This window comes from Brevundimonas sp. UBA2503 (assembly GCF_002341485.1).
Taxonomy (GTDB): Bacteria; Pseudomonadota; Alphaproteobacteria; order Caulobacterales; family Caulobacteraceae; genus Brevundimonas; species Brevundimonas halotolerans.
In genome coordinates this window covers 19,058-34,373 of the sequence record NZ_DDOD01000019.1, presented here as the reverse complement: position 1 = coordinate 34,373, position 15,316 = coordinate 19,058, and the positions used below count along the sequence as shown (strand labels likewise).

The following is a 15,316-nucleotide window of genomic DNA, read 5'->3' as shown; positions in this document are numbered from 1 at the left end:
GGCCATGGATATGACGCCTGAGTTTATCGTACTGGCCGCCACACTGGTGCTGGCGCTGGTCCAGATTCTGGCCGCGGGTGCTGCGCGTACCGCCGAGCTGGGCGGCAAGTGGAATGCCGGGCCGCGCGACGGCAATCCGCCGCCTCCGGGCAAGCTGGCCGGACGGTTGAAGCGGGCGCAGGACAATCTGCTCGAGACCCTGCCGCTGTTCATCGCTGCTGTGCTGATGGCGGTGGTGGCCGACAAGACCGGTGAGCTGACGGCGTGGGGCGCTCACCTCTATCTGGCGGCGCGTCTCCTTTATGTGCCGCTCTATGCCTTTGGCGTGCCCTATGTGCGCAGTCTGGTGTGGATGGGTGGCCTGGCCGGTCTGGTCATGATCATCGCCGCCCTGTTTGTCTGAAAGAGCTGAATGACCCCTGCTGCCCGTCTCGCCGCCGCCGCCTCCATCCTGGACTCCATCGCCCAGGGACGCCAACCGGCCGAGGTGGTGGTCAAGGCCTGGGGCCAGCAGAACCGCTATGCCGGGTCCAAGGACCGCAAGGCGATCGCCGACCGGGTCTATAAGGTCCTGCGTGCGCGCGGACGTCTGTCGTGGATCATGGGCGGACGCGAGGACGGGCGGGCGCTGGTGATCGGGTCGCTGGCCACACTGGACGGTCTGTCGCTGGAAGAGATCGAGGCGCTGCACACGGGCGAGGGCTATGGCCCGGGGCCGCTGTCGAAACACGAGCGCGGACGGCTGGCGATCAAGGACAGCGAGCTGCCCGGCTGGGTCGAGGCGGGCCTGCCCGAATTCGTGGTCGAGGATCTGAAGGCGACCTTTGGCGAGGGCTGGGCCGCTGAAGCCCACGCCCTGATGGCGCCGCGCGCGCCGATCGACCTGCGCATCAACGGCGCCGTGGCCACGGTCGAGGATGTCGAAGCCGAGCTGCGCGCCGCCGGCCTGTCACCCGAGCCCATGCCCTGGTCGCCGTGGGGACTGCGCCTGACGTCGGAGCCGCCGCCCAACATTCAGGCGCTGGAGGGCTTCAAGGCCGGACGCTTTGAGGTTCAGGACGAGGGCAGTCAGGTGGTGACCTGGCTGGCGGATGCCCGGCCGGAGATGACGGTCGTGGACTATTGCGCGGGCGGCGGCGGCAAGACGCTGGCGCTGGCCCAGGCCATGCAGGGCAGGGGCCGGCTGGTCGCCTGTGATGTGGTGCAAAAGCGGCTGGACAACATCCAGCCGCGTCTGGCGCGGGCCGGGGTCGAGGCCGAGCTGGGGCTGCTGGGCCAGAACGGTGGCGGGGCCGAGGCCCTGAACGGCGAGGCCGATCTGGTGTTCGTCGATGCGCCGTGCTCGGGCTCGGGCACGCTGCGGCGGCATCCGGAAGAGGCCTGGCGGCTGAAGCCGGACGAGGTCGAGCGGCTGCACGCCCTGCAGGTCCGGATCATGGGGCAGGCGGCCAAATTGGTGAAGGTCGGCGGGCGGCTGGTCTATGTGACCTGTTCGCTGCTGACCCGCGAGAATGAGGCCAGCCTCGATGCGTTCGAGGCGGCCAACCCCGGTTTCCGGCCGGTGCCGGTGACACCCCCGTGGGCCGAGGGCCCGCAGGCGCGGGTGCGGCTGTCGCCCGGCTCGACCGGGACCGACGGCTTCTTCTTTGCCGCCTATGAGCGAGGAGAATGACGGCACGGCTGGAACGCTATGGCGCGGTCACGGTGCTTCCGGTCATGGCGGCACTGGCCGAGTATGGCGCGGATCTGCGGGCGCGCATCCAGCCGCTGATGACCGGCATCGGTCCCGTTGAGGCCGCAGTCGCTCTGACGGCGGCCCTGGCCCGGTTGGAGGCGAAGGGTGAGCGGCCTGATCTGATCGTGTCGCTGGGGTCCTGCGGATCGCGGACGCTGGAGCATGCGGCGGTCTATCAGGCGCACTCGGTCGAGTACCGCGACATGGACGCGAGCGCGCTGGGATTTCCGAAGGGGGTGACGCCGCTGTCGGACCTGCCGGCGACTTTGCCGCTGCCGTGCCCGATCCCTGGCGTGCCGACCGCGACCCTGTCGACCGGCGCCGATGTGGTGTCGGGCGCAGGCTATGACGCCATCGGTGCCGAGATGGTCGATATGGAAACCTGGGCGCTGGTGCGGGCGGCGCAGACGTTCGATGTGCCGCTGGTCGCCCTGCGCGGGGTGTCGGACGGTCGGGCCGAGCTGAAGGCGCTGGAGGACTGGACGTCCACCCTGCATCACGTCGATGAAAACCTTGCGAACGTCTGGGACCGGCTGGTGGCTGTGCTGGAAGCGCACGGCCCCGCCGCCCTTGATCGTTCGGCACCTGACCGACTAGACCCCGCCCAACCTGCCGCCCCGGAACCGATCGCATGAGCCAGCCCGAACACCAGAAAGTCCTGATCGTCGATTTCGGCAGTCAGGTGACGCAGCTGATCGCGCGGCGGCTGCGCGAGGCGAAGGTCTATTGCGAGATCCATCCGTTCCAGAAGGCCGAGGCCGCGATGGCGGCGATGAACCCGGCGGCGATCATCCTGTCGGGCGGGCCCGAGAGCGTGCACGAAGAGGGCAGTCCGCGCGCGCCGCAGGCGGTGTTCGAGGCGGGCGTTCCGGTGCTGGGCATCTGCTATGGCGAGATGACCATGTGCGAGCAGCTGGGTGGCAAGGTCGAGGGCGGCCATACCCGCGAATTCGGTCGCGCCGAGATCACCGTGCAAAAGGCTTCGCCCCTGCTGGATGGGTTGGCGGGCGTCGGCGAGGACGAGCCGGTCTGGATGAGCCACGGCGACAAGATCGTCGCCATCCCCGAGGGCTTTGATGTGATCGCGACCTCGCCCGGCTCGCCCTATGCGGTGATCGGGGACGAGGCGCGGCGCTTCTACGGCATCCAGTTCCACCCCGAGGTGATGCACACGCCGCGCGGCGACCGGATGCTGAAGAACTTCACCCACGGCATCGCCGGGCTGAAGGGCGACTGGACCATGGCGGCCTATCGCGAGGAGAAGATCGCCCAGATCCGCGAACAGGTCGGCGACGCCAAGGTGATCTGCGGCCTGTCGGGCGGGGTCGACAGTTCGGTCGCGGCGGTGCTGATCCATGAGGCGATCGGCGACCAGCTGACCTGTGTGTTCGTCGACACCGGCCTGCTGCGCAAGGATGAGGCCAAACAGGTAACGACCCTGTTCCGGGAGCACTATAACATCCCGCTGATCCAAGTGGATGCGTCGAAGGAATTCCTCGGCGAACTGGCCGGACAGGCGGACCCTGAGACCAAGCGCAAGATCATCGGACGGGTCTTCATCGAAATCTTCGACCGGGAGTCGAGCAAGATCGAGGGCGCCGAATTCCTGGCCCAGGGGACTCTGTATCCCGATGTGATCGAGAGCGTGTCCTCGTCGAGCGGCAAGGCCCATGTGATCAAGAGCCACCACAATGTCGGGGGGCTGCCGGACTATATGAAGCTGAAGCTGGTCGAGCCGCTGCGCGAACTGTTCAAGGACGAGGTGCGGGCGCTGGGCCGCGAACTGGGCCTGAGCGATGCTTTCGTCGGCCGCCATCCCTTTCCCGGGCCGGGTCTGGCCATCCGCATCCCCGGCGAAATCACGCCGGACGCCGTCGCGACCCTGCAGGAGGCCGACGCCATCTATCTGGACGAAATCCGCAAGGCGGGCCTGTACGATGACATCTGGCAGGCGTTCGCCGTGCTGCTGCCGGTCAAGACGGTCGGGGTGATGGGCGACGCCCGGACCTATGAGAAGGTGCTGGCCCTGCGCGCCGTCACCTCGACCGACGGCATGACAGCGGACTTCTTCGAGTTCCCGTGGGACGTCCTGGGCAAGACCGCGACGCGGATCGTCAACGAAGTGCGTGGCGTGAACCGCGTGGTCTATGATGTGACGTCCAAGCCCCCGGGCACGATCGAGTGGGAGTGAGCTCCTACCCGATCAGCCCCAACGCGCCGGCGCTGCGGTACAGCATATAGGCGGCGACGACGAAGATCAGGGTGGCGAAGACGGTGTTGAGCGCGCCCTTGTGGGTCGAGAGGGTCTTTGCGAGGCCTGCGCCGATCAGTCCACCGACCAGACCGCCACCGATGAAGACCCCCGCCAAGGGCCAGTCGACCCAGCCGGACAGGGCATAGTTGGCCGCCGTGGTCAGCCCGAAGGCGGTGACGCCGACCAGCGATGAACCGACCGCATAGAAGATCGGCATGCGTGTGGCGTACATCAGGCTGGGCACGATCAGGAAGCCGCCGCCGATGCCGAAGAAGCCGGACAGGATGCCGGTGGCGGTGCCGGTGGCGACCAGTTTGGGTGCATTGCCGGAGGTCAGGGTGACATCCGGGTCGCCGTCGCCCTTGCGGCCGCGCAGCATCAGCACGCCGACGATCACCATCAGCACGGCGAACAGGGCCAGCAGCTTCTGGCCGCCCACGGCCTTGCCCAGGGTCGAGCCCAGCATGGCACCCACGACCCCGGCCGCAGCAAACAGGCCGGCGATCTTCCATTTGATCGTGCCGTGACGCGCGTGGGGGATCAGATTGAGCGCGGCATTGGCGGCCACCGCCAGCGCGCTGGTGCCGATCGCCAGATGCGGCTCCTTCACTCCGACCAGATAGACGATCAGGGGCACGGCCAGGATTGAGCCACCTCCGCCGACGAGGCCGAGGGAAAAGCCGACCAGCGCCCCGGCGGCCGCGCCGAGCCCGTACTGCAAGAGGGAAAGGTCCACGCGGGACTCCTTAGAGCCGGGGACGCAGGCCCGACAGGTCATAGCCGGCGTCGCGCGCGGCGGCGATCAGGGTGTCGGGGTCCGAGGACGGCGCCCTGGACAGCGCCCACAGCATGGCAGTCCGGGTGCCGCTGCGACAGAAGCCGAAAATCGGGCCGGGCAGGGTGTCGAGGGCGTCGGCCATGGCTGCGACGTCCTCCGGGCCGATGCCGGCGCCGGTGACGGGGATGTGGCGGAAGGCGAGGCCGTGCTTTTCGGCAGCGGCCTTCATGTCTGCCGCGCTGGGCTGACCGGGCTCCTCGCCGTCGGGGCGGTTGGAGATGATCGCGCGGAAACCGGCGGCGGCGACGATGGCTACCTCTTCCGGTGCGATCTGGGGTGAGGTGCTGAGACCCTCGTCAAGCGGGCGTCCGGCCATGATGTCCTCCGTTGATTGTCTTGTTGCGTCAGGCCGAGCGGCCTGCAGTGAAGCGGAACAGTGTCATGCCGGCCAGCATGGCGACGACGAAGATCGCGGCCTGCCAGCTGGCGGTGGTCAGGGCGGCCAGCGCCGGGCCGGGGCACAGGCCGACCAGCCCCCAGCCGAGGCCGAACAGGATGGCGCCGCCGATCAGGGGGCGGTCGATCCGGCGGCTGGTCGGCACCCGGAACTCGTCAGCCAGTACGGGGGCGTGCATCCGCCGGTGGATCAGATAAGCCAGCCCGGACGGGATCAGGGCGCCGCCCATGACGAAGGCGAGCGAGGGGTCCCAGTCACCGGTCACGTCCAGAAAGGCCAGGACGCGGGCGGGATTGACCATGTCGGAGACGATCATGCCGGCGCCGAACAGGACGCCGCAGACAATGGCGATGAGCAGACGCATCTCAGATCATCCCCGTCAGATGGCGGGTGACGAAGACGGTCAGGGCCGCGGTCGCCATGAACAGGGCGGTCGCCGCCAGCGAACGCGGTGACAGCCGGGCGAGACCGCAGACGCCGTGACCGCTGGTGCAACCGGACCCCCAGCGTGTGCCGAATCCGACCAGCAGACCGCCGACGATCAACAGCGGGAGGCTGGAGGTGACGATGACCTCGGGCGTGCGGATCACCAGACCGGCCAGCAGGGCCCCGCCCAGCAGACCGCCGAGGAAGCCGAGGCTGAGCCCGCGAGGGCCGCTGCCGCCCAGACGCAGGCCACTGGCCATCAGGCCCGAAATACCGGCCACGCGGCCATGCATCAGCAGGAACAGGCCAGCCGAAGCGCCGACCAGCAAGCCGCCGGTCAGCGGCCAGATATAGGAGATGGGCTCCATAAGCTCGGGTCCTAAAGGGTGTTGAGGGGCAGCTTGAGGTAGCGGGTGCCGTTCGATTCCGGCTCGGGCGGGCGGCCGCCGTTCATATTGACCTGAACCGACGGCAAGATCAGCCGGGGCATGGCCAGGGTCGCGTCCCTCTGGGTGCGCATGGTGACGAACTCGTCCTCGCTGATGCCTTCGCGCACGTGGATATTGCCGGTGCGCTCGGCCCCGATCGTGGTTTCCCAGGCGAACTCGGTGCGGCCCGGGGGCGCCTTGTAATCGTGGCACAGGAACACCCGCGCCTCGTCCGGCAGGCTGAGCAGCCGATGGATCGAGCGATAGAGGGTGCGGGCGTCGCCGCCGGGGAAGTCGCAACGGGCGGTGCCATAGTCGGGCATGAACAGGGTGTCGCCCGGGAAGACCGCATCGCCGATCACATAGGCCAGACAGGCGGGGGTGTGACCGGGTACATGCAGGACGGTGGCCTCGAGCGAGCCCACGGTGAAGCGGTCGCCGTCGTTGAAAAGCTGGTCGAATTGGCTGCCGTCGCGGCGGAATTCGGTGCCTTCGTTGAAGATTTTCCCGAACACGTCCTGGACGGTCAGGATTTCATGGCCGATGGCCAGACGTCCGCCCAGCTTTTCCTGAAGATAAGGGGCGGCCGACAGGTGGTCGGCGTGGGCGTGGGTTTCCAGCAGCCATTCGATGGTCAGGTTCTCGGCCTCGACGTAAGCGATGAGAGCATCGGCCGAGGCGTGGGAGGTGCGGCCCGACGGCGGGTCAAAGTCGAGCACGCTGTCGATCAGGGCCGCCTTCTTCGTCGCCGGGTCATGCACGACGTGGCTGACGGTAAAGGTGGCGTCGTCGAAGAAGGATTTGAGCACGGGGCGCTGTCGCGGATCGGCGAGGGCCGCGCTGATCACGGAGGCGGCATGGTCTCTGGCGGTGTCGGGGGAGGGGGAGGTCGCGGACATCAGAAGTCTCCGTGCTGTGGAGACCCGATATAAACAGTTTCATAATTACGGCAAGTGTGTAATTATCTGGACGTGATGACGCAGCCTCCCCATATGGACGCCATGAGCGCCGAGACCCTTCCCTTGCCTGACGTACAGGCCATGGTCCGTCTGAAGGCCAAGGCCCCGGAGGCCGCCGACCTGCTTCGGCAGATGGCCAATCCCACGCGTCTGCTGATCCTGTGCCACGTTGTGCATCAGGAGCGGGCGGTCGGCGAGATGGAACGCGACCTGGGACTGAAGCAGCCGGGCCTGTCGCAGCAACTGGCCGAGCTGCGTCAGGCCGGTCTGGTCAAGACCCGGCGGGAGTCGCGCTCGATCTACTATTCCATTGCCGATGCGCGGGTGCAGGCCCTGATGGGTATGCTCCACGACATCTTCTGTGCCGTGCCAGGCGACGATCAGTCGGAGTAGGCGGCCTCGAGCGCGGCGAGGTCGAGCCGCTTCATCTCCATCATGGCGTGAAAGACCCGCTTGGCCCTTGCCGTATCCGGATCGGACAGCATGGCCGGCATGGACCGCGGAATCAGTTGCCAGGACAGGCCGTACTTGTCCTTCAGCCAGCCGCACTGTTCGGCCTCGGGCACAACCGACAGGGCCGCGTACAACCGGTCCAGTTCGGCCTGATCGTCGCAGATCACCTGAAGGGAAATGGCTTCGGTAAAGGTGAAATAGGGCCCGCCGTTGAGCGCCGAGTACGGCTGACCGGCGAGGGTGAACTGGATCTCCAGCGCCTGACCCGCCTTTCCACCCGGATAGTCGTCCGGCGCGCGGGTCACGTGATCGATGCGCGAGTCAGGTAGCAGCGAGACATAGAAGTTGGCGGCCTCCTCGCCCTGATGGTCGAACCACAGGCAGGGGATCAGGCGACATTTCGGATCGGCATAGGTCATGGCGGGTCCTCCAGTGGGGTGTGGCGACGACTATATTAAACCAATAAGTTAAATGCAAGCGGTGGCCCTCGAGGGACTGTGTCGGCAGGATCGGGCTCAAGCGATTCTCTGGAGACCTCCCATGACCGCCATCCTCTACGGCATTCCGAACTGCGACACGGTCAAGAAGGCGCGAGTGTGGATGGAGGGGGAAGGGCACCCCTACACCTTCCACGACTACAAGAAGGCGGGAGTCGAGGAGGCGCGGCTGCGGGGCTGGGTCGGGCGGGTCGGCTGGGAAAAGCTGCTGAACCGGGCCGGGACGACGTTTCGCAAACTGCCTGAGGCGGACAAGGCCGATCTGGATTCTGACAAGGCCGTGGCCCTGATGCTGGCCCAGCCCTCGATGATCAAGCGACCTGTGCTGGAGGCGGGCGAGGTTCTGCTGGTCGGGTTCAAGCCGGAGGAATGGAACGCCGCGCTCGGATAACGTCGCGCGCCCCTGCATCCAAACCGCCGCAGGGTGACGACTACACCATAACCGGTCCGTCGATTGTCGACGAGCCCGATGCGGAGATCGAGAGATGGAAGACCTGTTTCGTTCGTACTGGTGGTTGCTGTTCCCGATGGCGTGGTTCGTGTTCGGCGGCTTTTCCAGTTGGCTGAACTATCGCAAACAGCGCGAGACGCTGAAGTTGCTGAAGACCTATGCTGACAAGGGGCAGGAGCCGCCCGAGGCGCTGCTGCGCGTGCTGGACAAGCCTATCGATTCCGAGAGCGAGATGTGGAGCGGGGCAACCGGCTCGAGTAGCGGGGGTGACGACGGCACCTGGTTCACCGTGGTGCTGATGGGCTTGCTGGCGGCAGGGTTCGGCTATGCCAGCTGGACGAATATGTACGGCCAGTCGGACGCCTTTCTGATCGTGGCCATGGTACTGGGGGCCGTTGGCGTGGCCTGCCTCGTGTCCGGCCTGATGAAGCTGGGACGGCGGCGAAGCAACCGATCCTGAGGTCCGTGTCGGGGCAGGGCTGTGATCGACACCCGATCCGATGCCGAACTGGTCGCGGCCGCCCGTTCCGGGTCGGACGCGGCCTTTTCGCGTCTGGTCGAGCGGCATCAGGCGGCACTGCGCGGGTTTCTGCGGCCGCTGATGGGCGGCGGCTGGGCCGAGGCCGACGATCTGGCGCAGGAAGCGCTGGTGATCGCCTGGCAACGGCTGTCGGAGCTGAAGCGGGCCGAGGGCTTTCGCACCTGGCTGATGGGCATCGCCTGGCGCAAGGCGTTCAGCCGCATCCGCTCGACACGCCGGGGTTCGGCCCGGGATCTGGCCTGGCTGGAGGGGCAGGGGGTGCCGGCGGGCGTCCAGCCCGAGGACGCCCTGTCGCTGGACCGGGCCCTGTGCGGCCTGTCGCCGCCGGAGCGGGCCTGTGTGCTGCTGTGTCTGGCGCAGGACTGGTCGCATGCCGAGGCGGCCACGGCCTTGAATCTGCCGCTCGGGACGGTCAAGTCTCACGTCAGCAGAGGTCGGGCCCGGCTTCTGTCAGTTCTGGGAGGCGCCCATGACGCCGGATGACACACTGAAAGCCTTCCTCGCGGCCGGAACTCCCGGGCCGCGTGATGCGACCTTTGAGCTGGCCGTGGCCGAGCGCCTGGCGCGCCGCCGTTTCTGGATGAGCCAACTGGCGCTGCTGCCGTGGGTGCTGGTGGCCTGTCTGTTGACCGTGTTTGCCCTGCCGGTGCTGAGGGTCATGGGGCCTGCGCTGGCGCCACTGGCCGAACAGGTTGGCATGATCGGCGGGGTGGCGGCGCTGACACTGGTGACGGCGGGCCTGCTGGTGCGGCGGTTCAGGCCGTCCTGAAGCGCGTGACCTTGGCGAAGTGGTCGGAGGGCCACACCTCGCCGACCGGCTGATCGCCAACAATCGCGGCCTCGACCGGGGTGAAGGCTGCGGCCTCATACAGGATATGGTCGATCTGCACCGAGCGGTGGCCGAGCGCAGTGTTGAGCGTGGTGCGGTCGGCCTGATCGGGATGCAGGGTCCACAGGGCCTCGGAAAAGCGGGCGCGCAGCGGGGCCATCTCGGGGTTGTCCAGCGGCGCGTTCAGATCCCCCATCAGGATCAGCGGTGTGCCGTCGTCGGGCAGCCAGTCCAGCAGGTGTGCGATCTGGCGGGCGCGAATGGCGCCGCCGTCGGGCGTGTGGTGGAAATGGGTATTGGCGATGTCGATCACCGTGCCGTCGGCCCTGCGGCAGCGGATGCGCTGGGCGGTGCGGTAGTCGTCGAGCGGCTCCAGCCGGATCGAGTCATCGTCGAGGATCGGCAGACGGGTGAGCAGGGCATTGCCATAACGGCGCGGCTGATCCTCGGCATCGACCGAGCTGAAGACCATCTGCATGCCCAGCCGGTCGGCCAGCGTCCGGGCCTGATTGGGCAGGGCGTCGCCGTTCTGGAGCACTTCCTGCAGGCCGATGACGTCGGCGTCGGCGGCTCGCAAGGTGGCCTCGATCAGCGGCAGGCGCGCGGGCCAGTCGCCCTGGTCGTGCCAGATGTTGAAGGTGGCGACCGTCAGGCCGGAGGCGTAGCCACCGGATCGGCCCGTCGCGCAGGCGGCGAGCGACAGGGCGGGGAGGGCGGCCAGCAGACGACGGCGGGTGGTCATGACGCGATACTCCGTACGGCCGGCGGCAACCTTACGAAGATTTCACCCGGGGCGACGCATCTGTTCAACCCTGTCGGCGCCTCTTCCCCCATAGAAGCCGGGAACATTCTGTTTCAGGCCGCTTGAGAGGATCAAACCATGGACGAGGGCATCGTCGCCATTTTCATCGTCGGGACCATCTTCGCCGCTATCGTGGCGATCGTTGTCGGCCCCAGCTATCTGAAGAGTCGCGAGCGTCGGGAGATCCAGACGACGGTTCGCACCGCCATCGACAAGGGCCAGCCCCTGCCGCCCGAAGTGATCGAGGCGCTGAGCAAGGACATCACCAAGAACCTGCCGTCACGCACCAAGGACATCCGCCGCGGCATCATCTGGCTGGCCGTCGGTATCGGCATCGCCGCCTTCAGCTTGATCAATAATCTGGGCGAGCGCGAGTGGAGCGACCATGTTGGCGACGGTATGCTGGCCTTTGCCGTCATTCCGGCGACCATCGGTCTGGCCTTCCTGATCCTGAGCTTCTTCAACAAGAACAGGGACTGAGGTCGGGATCGAAGGGGGACACGACCATGACCCAACCCGGCCTGTCCGACCGGCACGATGTGGAGCTGGCCGCCCTGGCCGCGGCCAGCGACCGGCGGGCGTTCGGCGAACTGGTGCGGCGGCATTCGTCGACCGTGCGGGCCCTACTGCGGCGGATGGGGGCCCAGCCCTCTCTCGCCGATGACATCGCCCAGGATGCCTTCATCCTGGCCTATGAGCGGTGCACCGAGTTCCGGGGCGAGGGCACCTTCGCGGCCTGGGTCAAGCGTATCGCCGCGCGCCTCTATCTCAAACGACGCGAGAAAGAGGCGCGCTATGTTTCGGAAGATTCGGCAGAAGATCAGGTGTCGAGTGTCGATCCCCTTGGCCGGTTCGACCTGGACGCGGCCCTGCAGACCCTGAGCGAGGCGGAACGCCTGTGTGTGTCGCTCGGCCACGGGGCCGGGATGACCCATCCGGAGATCGCTGCTGCCCTAAATCTGCCGCTTGGAACGGTGAAGTCTCATGTCAAACGTGGTCTGGATAAACTCCGCCAGATACTCAATCCCGGGGCTGGCGAAACAAGGAGGGACTCGCATGTCGGTTGATGAATTCGATCCCTTCATCGAGCGCGCCTTTGACCGGACGCCGCCGATGCCGGACACGGCCCTGTTCGTGGCCGATCTGGACGCCCGCCTGCAGAGTGGCGCTCGCTTCCGCGCGGTCGGTCTGGGGATTGCGGGTGCGATCGGCGGGGTCGTGGCCCTGCGCGAGATGCTGACCCTCGACATGGATCTGGGCGGCGCCGAGGCCCTGCCGGGCGTGGACGCGGCGCAGGCGGCGGGCCAGTCGATCAATCTGGATGTGGCCTCGGCCCTTCAGGCGGCGCTGGAGCGCTGGGGCGTGGCGGATCTGGCTCTGGGCGGTCTGGGCAGTATGCAGATGTTCTGGATCGCGGCGGCGGCCGTGGCGGCCCTGGCGCTGGCCGGCGTGGTGCGCCTGTCGCAGGACGTCTGAGCCGGACGCCACGGCCTGCGGGTGACGTGGTCCCCCGGGGCGGTTATGCTGCAATGCGAAAGCTGTCCCGGAGCCGACCATGTCCAGCCAGAAACAGGAAACCGTCCGTCGCCTTGCCGCGCCGGATATCCAGTCCCGCAAGGGCAAGGAGCCGCTGGTCTGCCTGACCGCCTATGACGCGCCGACGGCGGCGCTGCTGGACGAGCATTGCGACCTGCTGCTGGTCGGCGACAGCGTGGGCATGGTGGTGCACGGCCTGCCCAATACGGTCGGCGTGACGCTGGAGATGATGATCCTGCACGGGCAGGCCGTCATGCGCGGGGCGAAACGGGCCATGGTCGTCGTCGACATGCCGTTCGGCAGCTACGAAGGCGGCAAGGAACTGGCCTATCAGAACTGTGCCCGCGTGATGAAGGAAACCGGGGCGCAGGGGGTCAAGCTGGAAAGCGGCCCGACCGTGCCCCAGACCATCGCCTATCTGGTGGAGCGCGGCATTCCGGTGATGGGGCATGTGGGACTCAGGCCCCAGGCGGTGCTCACCGAGGGGGGGTTCAAGGCCAAGGGCAAGACCGAGGACGAGCGCCTGCGCGTCATGGCCGAGGCGGAGGCTACCGCCGACGCCGGGGCCTTTGCCGTGGTGATCGAGGGTGTGGCCGAAGGTCTGGCCGGCGAGATCACCCGCGCCATCACTGTGCCGACCGTCGGGATCGGGGCCTCGGCCGAGTGTGATGGCCAGATTCTGGTGACGCCGGACATGCTGGGCCTGTTCGACTGGACGCCCAAATTCGTGCGCCGGTATGGCGATATGCGGGGCCATATCCTGTCCGGCGTGGCAAGCTATGCCGAAGATGTTCGTGCCCGCCGTTTTCCTGCCGAAGTCGAGACCTATTTCTCGCGCAAGCCGGTCGCGTCGTAGCGGTTTTTCGTTGCGGACAGATTATGCGCTTTTTCAATGGGGGCGTCTCGACCCGGGCCGAAAATGGTCTAGGGTCGCGCCGAACTCAGATTAACGACTTGGGGCGTGCTTTTTCGTGACGGATATCTTCGAGCAGGTCGAGGAGGAGCTTCGCTCCGACCGCTATAAGCGACTGGCCAGAACGTGGCTGCCCGTGGTGGGCGGCATCCTGGTGCTGGCCCTGATTGCGGCGCTGGGCTGGTGGGGCTGGCAGTCGTACCAGACCTCGCGCGCCGCCAATGCGTCCGTCGCCTATGAGCGGGGCATCGAGGCCCTGCAGACCAATGACCTGGCCGCTGCCGAGTCCGCCTTTGCTGAAGCCGAGCGCGAGGGCAACGGCGCCTACAAGTCCATGGCCCTGGCCCAGCGCGCCGGTCTGGCCTTGGCCGCCAACCGTGTCGACGAAGCCATCGAACTGCTGGACCAGTCGGCCAGGGCGGTCGGCGATCCGCTGCTGTCCGACTCCTCGGCGTTCAAGGCCGCCCTGCTGGTGATGGACACCGACGCTACCTATGAGGACATCGAGGGACGCCTGACGCCGCTGACCCGCGAAGGTCGCCCGTTCCGGCCCCAGGCGCTTGAAGCGATGGCCATGGCCCAGCTGCAGTTCGGTAAGAACACCGAGGCCCGCGCGACCTTCGTTCAGCTGCAACTGGGACAGGACGTGCCCGACACGGTTCGCCAGCGCGCCCAGGCCGCGATCGCCATGATCGACGGTGGCACGCTCGGCTCGCTGCCCGGCACCCTTGCCGCCCAGAAGGCCCCTCCGGAGGTGGTCTCGCCGCAAGAAGCGGGCGCTTCGCCTGAGGCACAAGCCCAGGCACCGGCGTCGGCCCAACCGGCCCCCGCCGAATGACGTCCACGTTCAGGAGTATGTCTATGAACCGGTTCGCCAGAACGCTGCTCGTCTGTGGCGCGGCCCTGTCCGTCACCGCCTGCGGGACCGTCAGCAATCTGTTGCCGTTCAGCCTCGGCCGCTCGCCGGATGCGGGGCCGGTCGCCTCGCAAGGCGAGCGTCTGTCGGTACTGGAGTTCGATCAGGCCATGGTGCCGTCGCCGGCGCTGGCGGGGCGTGACTTCTTCATCCCCGGTCCGCAGGCCGCCGTGTCCTGGCCGATGCCGGGCGGCAATGCCGAGAATGCGGTCGAGCATGTGATTGCGGGTGCTGACTTCACCATCGCCTGGCGGCGCAACATCGGGGCAGGCTCGGCCCGGACCCGCCAGGTGATGTCCCCGGCCGTGGCCGAGAACGGTCGCATCTTCGCCCTGGACGGCGAGGACACGGTCACGGCGATGGACGCCCAGACCGGATCGGTGATCTGGCGCGCCTCGGTCAAGCCCGAGGTCCGCGAGGGTGGTGGCTTTGGTGGTGGCGTCGCCCTGGGCGGCGGCAAGGTGTTCGTCTCGTCCGGCTATCGCACCATGACGGCCTTTGACCAGACCAGCGGTGCCATGCTGTGGCAGACGCCCGTCGATGTGCCGATCCACGGCGCCCCGACTGTGGCCGGATCGCGGGTCTATGTCGTGGATCTGGACAACCAGGTCATTGCGTTCGACGTGAACACCGGCTCGGTTGAGTGGTCGTACCGTGGCATCGTCGAGCCCGCGCGGATCATGCGGGCTTCCAGCCCGGCCATCACCGGGGATACGGTGATCGCCCCCATGTCGTCGGGCGAGGTCTTTGCCTTTCGCGCCACCACGGGCCAGCCGGTCTGGCAAGAAGAACTGTCGCGCACGACCCGCACCAGCGCCCTCTCGGAAATCCGGGACGTCGCCGGTCGCCCGGTGATCAGCCGTGGCTTCGTCTATGCGGCCAGCCATTCCGGTGTGCTGGCGTCGATGGATGTCCGCACGGGCGAGGCCCGCTGGCAGGTGCCAGTCGCCGCCGTCAACGCGCCGCTGCCGGTCGGCGACGTGGTCTATATCGTGTCCAAGGCGGGCGAGCTTAGCGTGCTGAACCGCGAGACGGGTCAGGTCTACTGGACCAAGGACCTGAACGAGGGCCGGGTGCGTCAGGAGGGCGGCTTCTTCGGCTTTTTTGATCGCACGGTGCGTCCGTCGTGGTCGGGGCCGCTGCTGGCGTCCAACCGTCTGGTGCTGACCAACTCCGATGGCGAGCTGGTGGGGCTGAACCCCAAGACGGGCGAGGTCATCTCGACCCTGAACCTCGGGGCGGCATCCTATGTGGCGCCGACGGCTTTCAACGGGGCCATTCTGGTCGTCACGGATCGCGGTGAGGTGATCAGCGTCCGCTGATCCGCCTTTCGGCTACAAG

General features: G+C 67.3%; 22 protein-coding genes. 15 read left to right on the top strand and 7 right to left on the bottom strand.

Annotated elements, in window-relative coordinates; translation table 11 throughout:
* Window positions 1–4 precede the first annotated feature (4 nt).
* Genes B4K74_RS08545 through guaA form a run of 4 tightly spaced genes read left to right on the top strand, consistent with a single transcriptional unit; the run spans window position 5 to window position 3,926 of the window.
* On the top strand, window positions 5–403 hold the full coding sequence (locus B4K74_RS08545) for an MAPEG family protein (protein WP_311716493.1): 399 nt from the start codon (window positions 5–7) through the stop codon (window positions 401–403).
* Between the two features lie 9 nt (window positions 404–412).
* Window positions 413–1,672 (top strand): RsmB/NOP family class I SAM-dependent RNA methyltransferase, encoded by a 1,260-nt coding sequence (locus tag B4K74_RS08540; protein ID WP_286692582.1) that lies wholly within the window; start codon window positions 413–415, stop codon window positions 1,670–1,672.
* Entirely contained in the window at window positions 1,669–2,370 is a 702-nt protein-coding gene (locus B4K74_RS08535; RefSeq protein WP_286692581.1) for a 5'-methylthioadenosine/S-adenosylhomocysteine nucleosidase, read from the top strand. The genes B4K74_RS08540 and B4K74_RS08535 overlap by 4 nt, the downstream gene beginning before the upstream one ends.
* Window positions 2,367–3,926 (top strand): glutamine-hydrolyzing GMP synthase, encoded by a 1,560-nt coding sequence (guaA, locus tag B4K74_RS08530; RefSeq protein WP_286692580.1) that lies wholly within the window; start codon window positions 2,367–2,369, stop codon window positions 3,924–3,926. The genes B4K74_RS08535 and guaA overlap by 4 nt, the downstream gene beginning before the upstream one ends.
* Window positions 3,927–3,930: 4 nt before the next feature.
* On the opposite strand, the gene B4K74_RS08525 is transcribed toward guaA, so the two are convergent.
* The 5 genes from B4K74_RS08525 to B4K74_RS08505 are packed head-to-tail and all read right to left on the bottom strand — an operon-like array spanning window position 3,931 to window position 6,977.
* Window positions 3,931–4,725, bottom strand: a complete 795-nt coding sequence (locus B4K74_RS08525) for a sulfite exporter TauE/SafE family protein (protein ID WP_286692579.1) — start codon at window positions 4,723–4,725, stop codon at window positions 3,931–3,933.
* Between the two features lie 10 nt (window positions 4,726–4,735).
* Entirely contained in the window at window positions 4,736–5,143 is a 408-nt protein-coding gene (locus B4K74_RS08520) for a TIGR01244 family sulfur transferase (protein WP_286692578.1), read from the bottom strand.
* A gap of 28 nt (window positions 5,144–5,171) precedes the next feature.
* The gene (locus B4K74_RS08515) at window positions 5,172–5,588 is read right to left on the bottom strand and encodes a DUF6691 family protein (RefSeq protein WP_286692577.1); all 417 of its coding nucleotides are present in this window, start codon (window positions 5,586–5,588) and stop codon (window positions 5,172–5,174) included.
* Window position 5,589: 1 nt separating this feature from the next.
* Window positions 5,590–6,018 carry a YeeE/YedE family protein gene (locus B4K74_RS08510; protein ID WP_286692576.1) on the bottom strand — a complete coding sequence of 143 codons (429 nt, stop codon included), beginning with the start codon at window positions 6,016–6,018 and terminating at the stop codon, window positions 5,590–5,592.
* An 11-nt stretch (window positions 6,019–6,029) separates the two neighbouring features.
* Entirely contained in the window at window positions 6,030–6,977 is a 948-nt protein-coding gene (locus B4K74_RS08505) for an MBL fold metallo-hydrolase (RefSeq protein ID WP_286692575.1), read from the bottom strand.
* 75 nt (window positions 6,978–7,052) lie between these two features.
* On the opposite strand from B4K74_RS08505, the gene B4K74_RS08500 reads away from it, so the two are divergent.
* Window positions 7,053–7,430, top strand: a complete 378-nt coding sequence (locus B4K74_RS08500; protein WP_286692574.1) for an ArsR/SmtB family transcription factor — start codon at window positions 7,053–7,055, stop codon at window positions 7,428–7,430.
* On the opposite strand, the gene B4K74_RS08495 is transcribed toward B4K74_RS08500, so the two are convergent.
* A complete protein-coding gene (locus B4K74_RS08495; RefSeq protein WP_286692573.1) occupies window positions 7,418–7,909 on the bottom strand; it encodes a VOC family protein in 492 nt (163 codons plus the stop codon). The two genes, B4K74_RS08500 and B4K74_RS08495, sit on opposite strands and share 13 nt — an antisense overlap.
* Window positions 7,910–8,030: 121 nt before the next feature.
* Between B4K74_RS08495 and B4K74_RS08490 the strand changes: the two genes are divergently transcribed.
* From B4K74_RS08490 to B4K74_RS08475, 4 genes are all read left to right on the top strand, one after another.
* Complete coding sequence (locus tag B4K74_RS08490) at window positions 8,031–8,378, top strand: arsenate reductase (RefSeq protein WP_286692572.1); 348 nt, start codon at window positions 8,031–8,033, stop codon at window positions 8,376–8,378.
* Between the two features lie 94 nt (window positions 8,379–8,472).
* Window positions 8,473–8,898, top strand: a complete 426-nt coding sequence (locus B4K74_RS08485; protein WP_286692571.1) for a hypothetical protein — start codon at window positions 8,473–8,475, stop codon at window positions 8,896–8,898.
* Window positions 8,899–8,919: 21 nt separating this feature from the next.
* Window positions 8,920–9,462 (top strand): RNA polymerase sigma factor, encoded by a 543-nt coding sequence (locus B4K74_RS08480; RefSeq protein ID WP_286692570.1) that lies wholly within the window; start codon window positions 8,920–8,922, stop codon window positions 9,460–9,462.
* Window positions 9,449–9,748 carry a hypothetical protein gene (locus tag B4K74_RS08475; RefSeq protein WP_286692569.1) on the top strand — a complete coding sequence of 100 codons (300 nt, stop codon included), beginning with the start codon at window positions 9,449–9,451 and terminating at the stop codon, window positions 9,746–9,748. The genes B4K74_RS08480 and B4K74_RS08475 overlap by 14 nt, the downstream gene beginning before the upstream one ends.
* Here B4K74_RS08475 and B4K74_RS08470 read toward each other — a convergent pair.
* Entirely contained in the window at window positions 9,735–10,550 is an 816-nt protein-coding gene (locus tag B4K74_RS08470; RefSeq protein WP_286692568.1) for an endonuclease/exonuclease/phosphatase family protein, read from the bottom strand. The genes B4K74_RS08475 and B4K74_RS08470 overlap by 14 nt on opposite strands.
* A 138-nt stretch (window positions 10,551–10,688) precedes the next feature.
* Between B4K74_RS08470 and B4K74_RS08465 the strand changes: the two genes are divergently transcribed.
* From B4K74_RS08465 to B4K74_RS08440, 6 genes are all read left to right on the top strand, one after another.
* Window positions 10,689–11,090: a DUF6249 domain-containing protein gene (locus tag B4K74_RS08465; protein ID WP_286692567.1), complete on the top strand. Its 402-nt coding sequence runs from the start codon at window positions 10,689–10,691 to the stop codon at window positions 11,088–11,090.
* 26 nt (window positions 11,091–11,116) lie between these two features.
* A complete protein-coding gene (locus B4K74_RS08460) occupies window positions 11,117–11,677 on the top strand; it encodes an RNA polymerase sigma factor (protein WP_286692566.1) in 561 nt (186 codons plus the stop codon).
* Window positions 11,667–12,086, top strand: a complete 420-nt coding sequence (locus B4K74_RS08455) for a hypothetical protein (protein ID WP_123286369.1) — start codon at window positions 11,667–11,669, stop codon at window positions 12,084–12,086. The genes B4K74_RS08460 and B4K74_RS08455 overlap by 11 nt, the downstream gene beginning before the upstream one ends.
* 79 nt (window positions 12,087–12,165) lie before the next feature.
* Window positions 12,166–13,002 carry a 3-methyl-2-oxobutanoate hydroxymethyltransferase gene (gene panB, locus B4K74_RS08450; protein ID WP_123286370.1) on the top strand — a complete coding sequence of 279 codons (837 nt, stop codon included), beginning with the start codon at window positions 12,166–12,168 and terminating at the stop codon, window positions 13,000–13,002.
* Window positions 13,003–13,117: 115 nt separating this feature from the next.
* Window positions 13,118–13,897 carry a tetratricopeptide repeat protein gene (locus B4K74_RS08445; RefSeq protein ID WP_286692565.1) on the top strand — a complete coding sequence of 260 codons (780 nt, stop codon included), beginning with the start codon at window positions 13,118–13,120 and terminating at the stop codon, window positions 13,895–13,897.
* Between the two features lie 23 nt (window positions 13,898–13,920).
* Complete coding sequence (locus B4K74_RS08440) at window positions 13,921–15,297, top strand: PQQ-like beta-propeller repeat protein (protein ID WP_286692564.1); 1,377 nt, start codon at window positions 13,921–13,923, stop codon at window positions 15,295–15,297.
* Window positions 15,298–15,316: the final 19 nt, after the last annotated feature.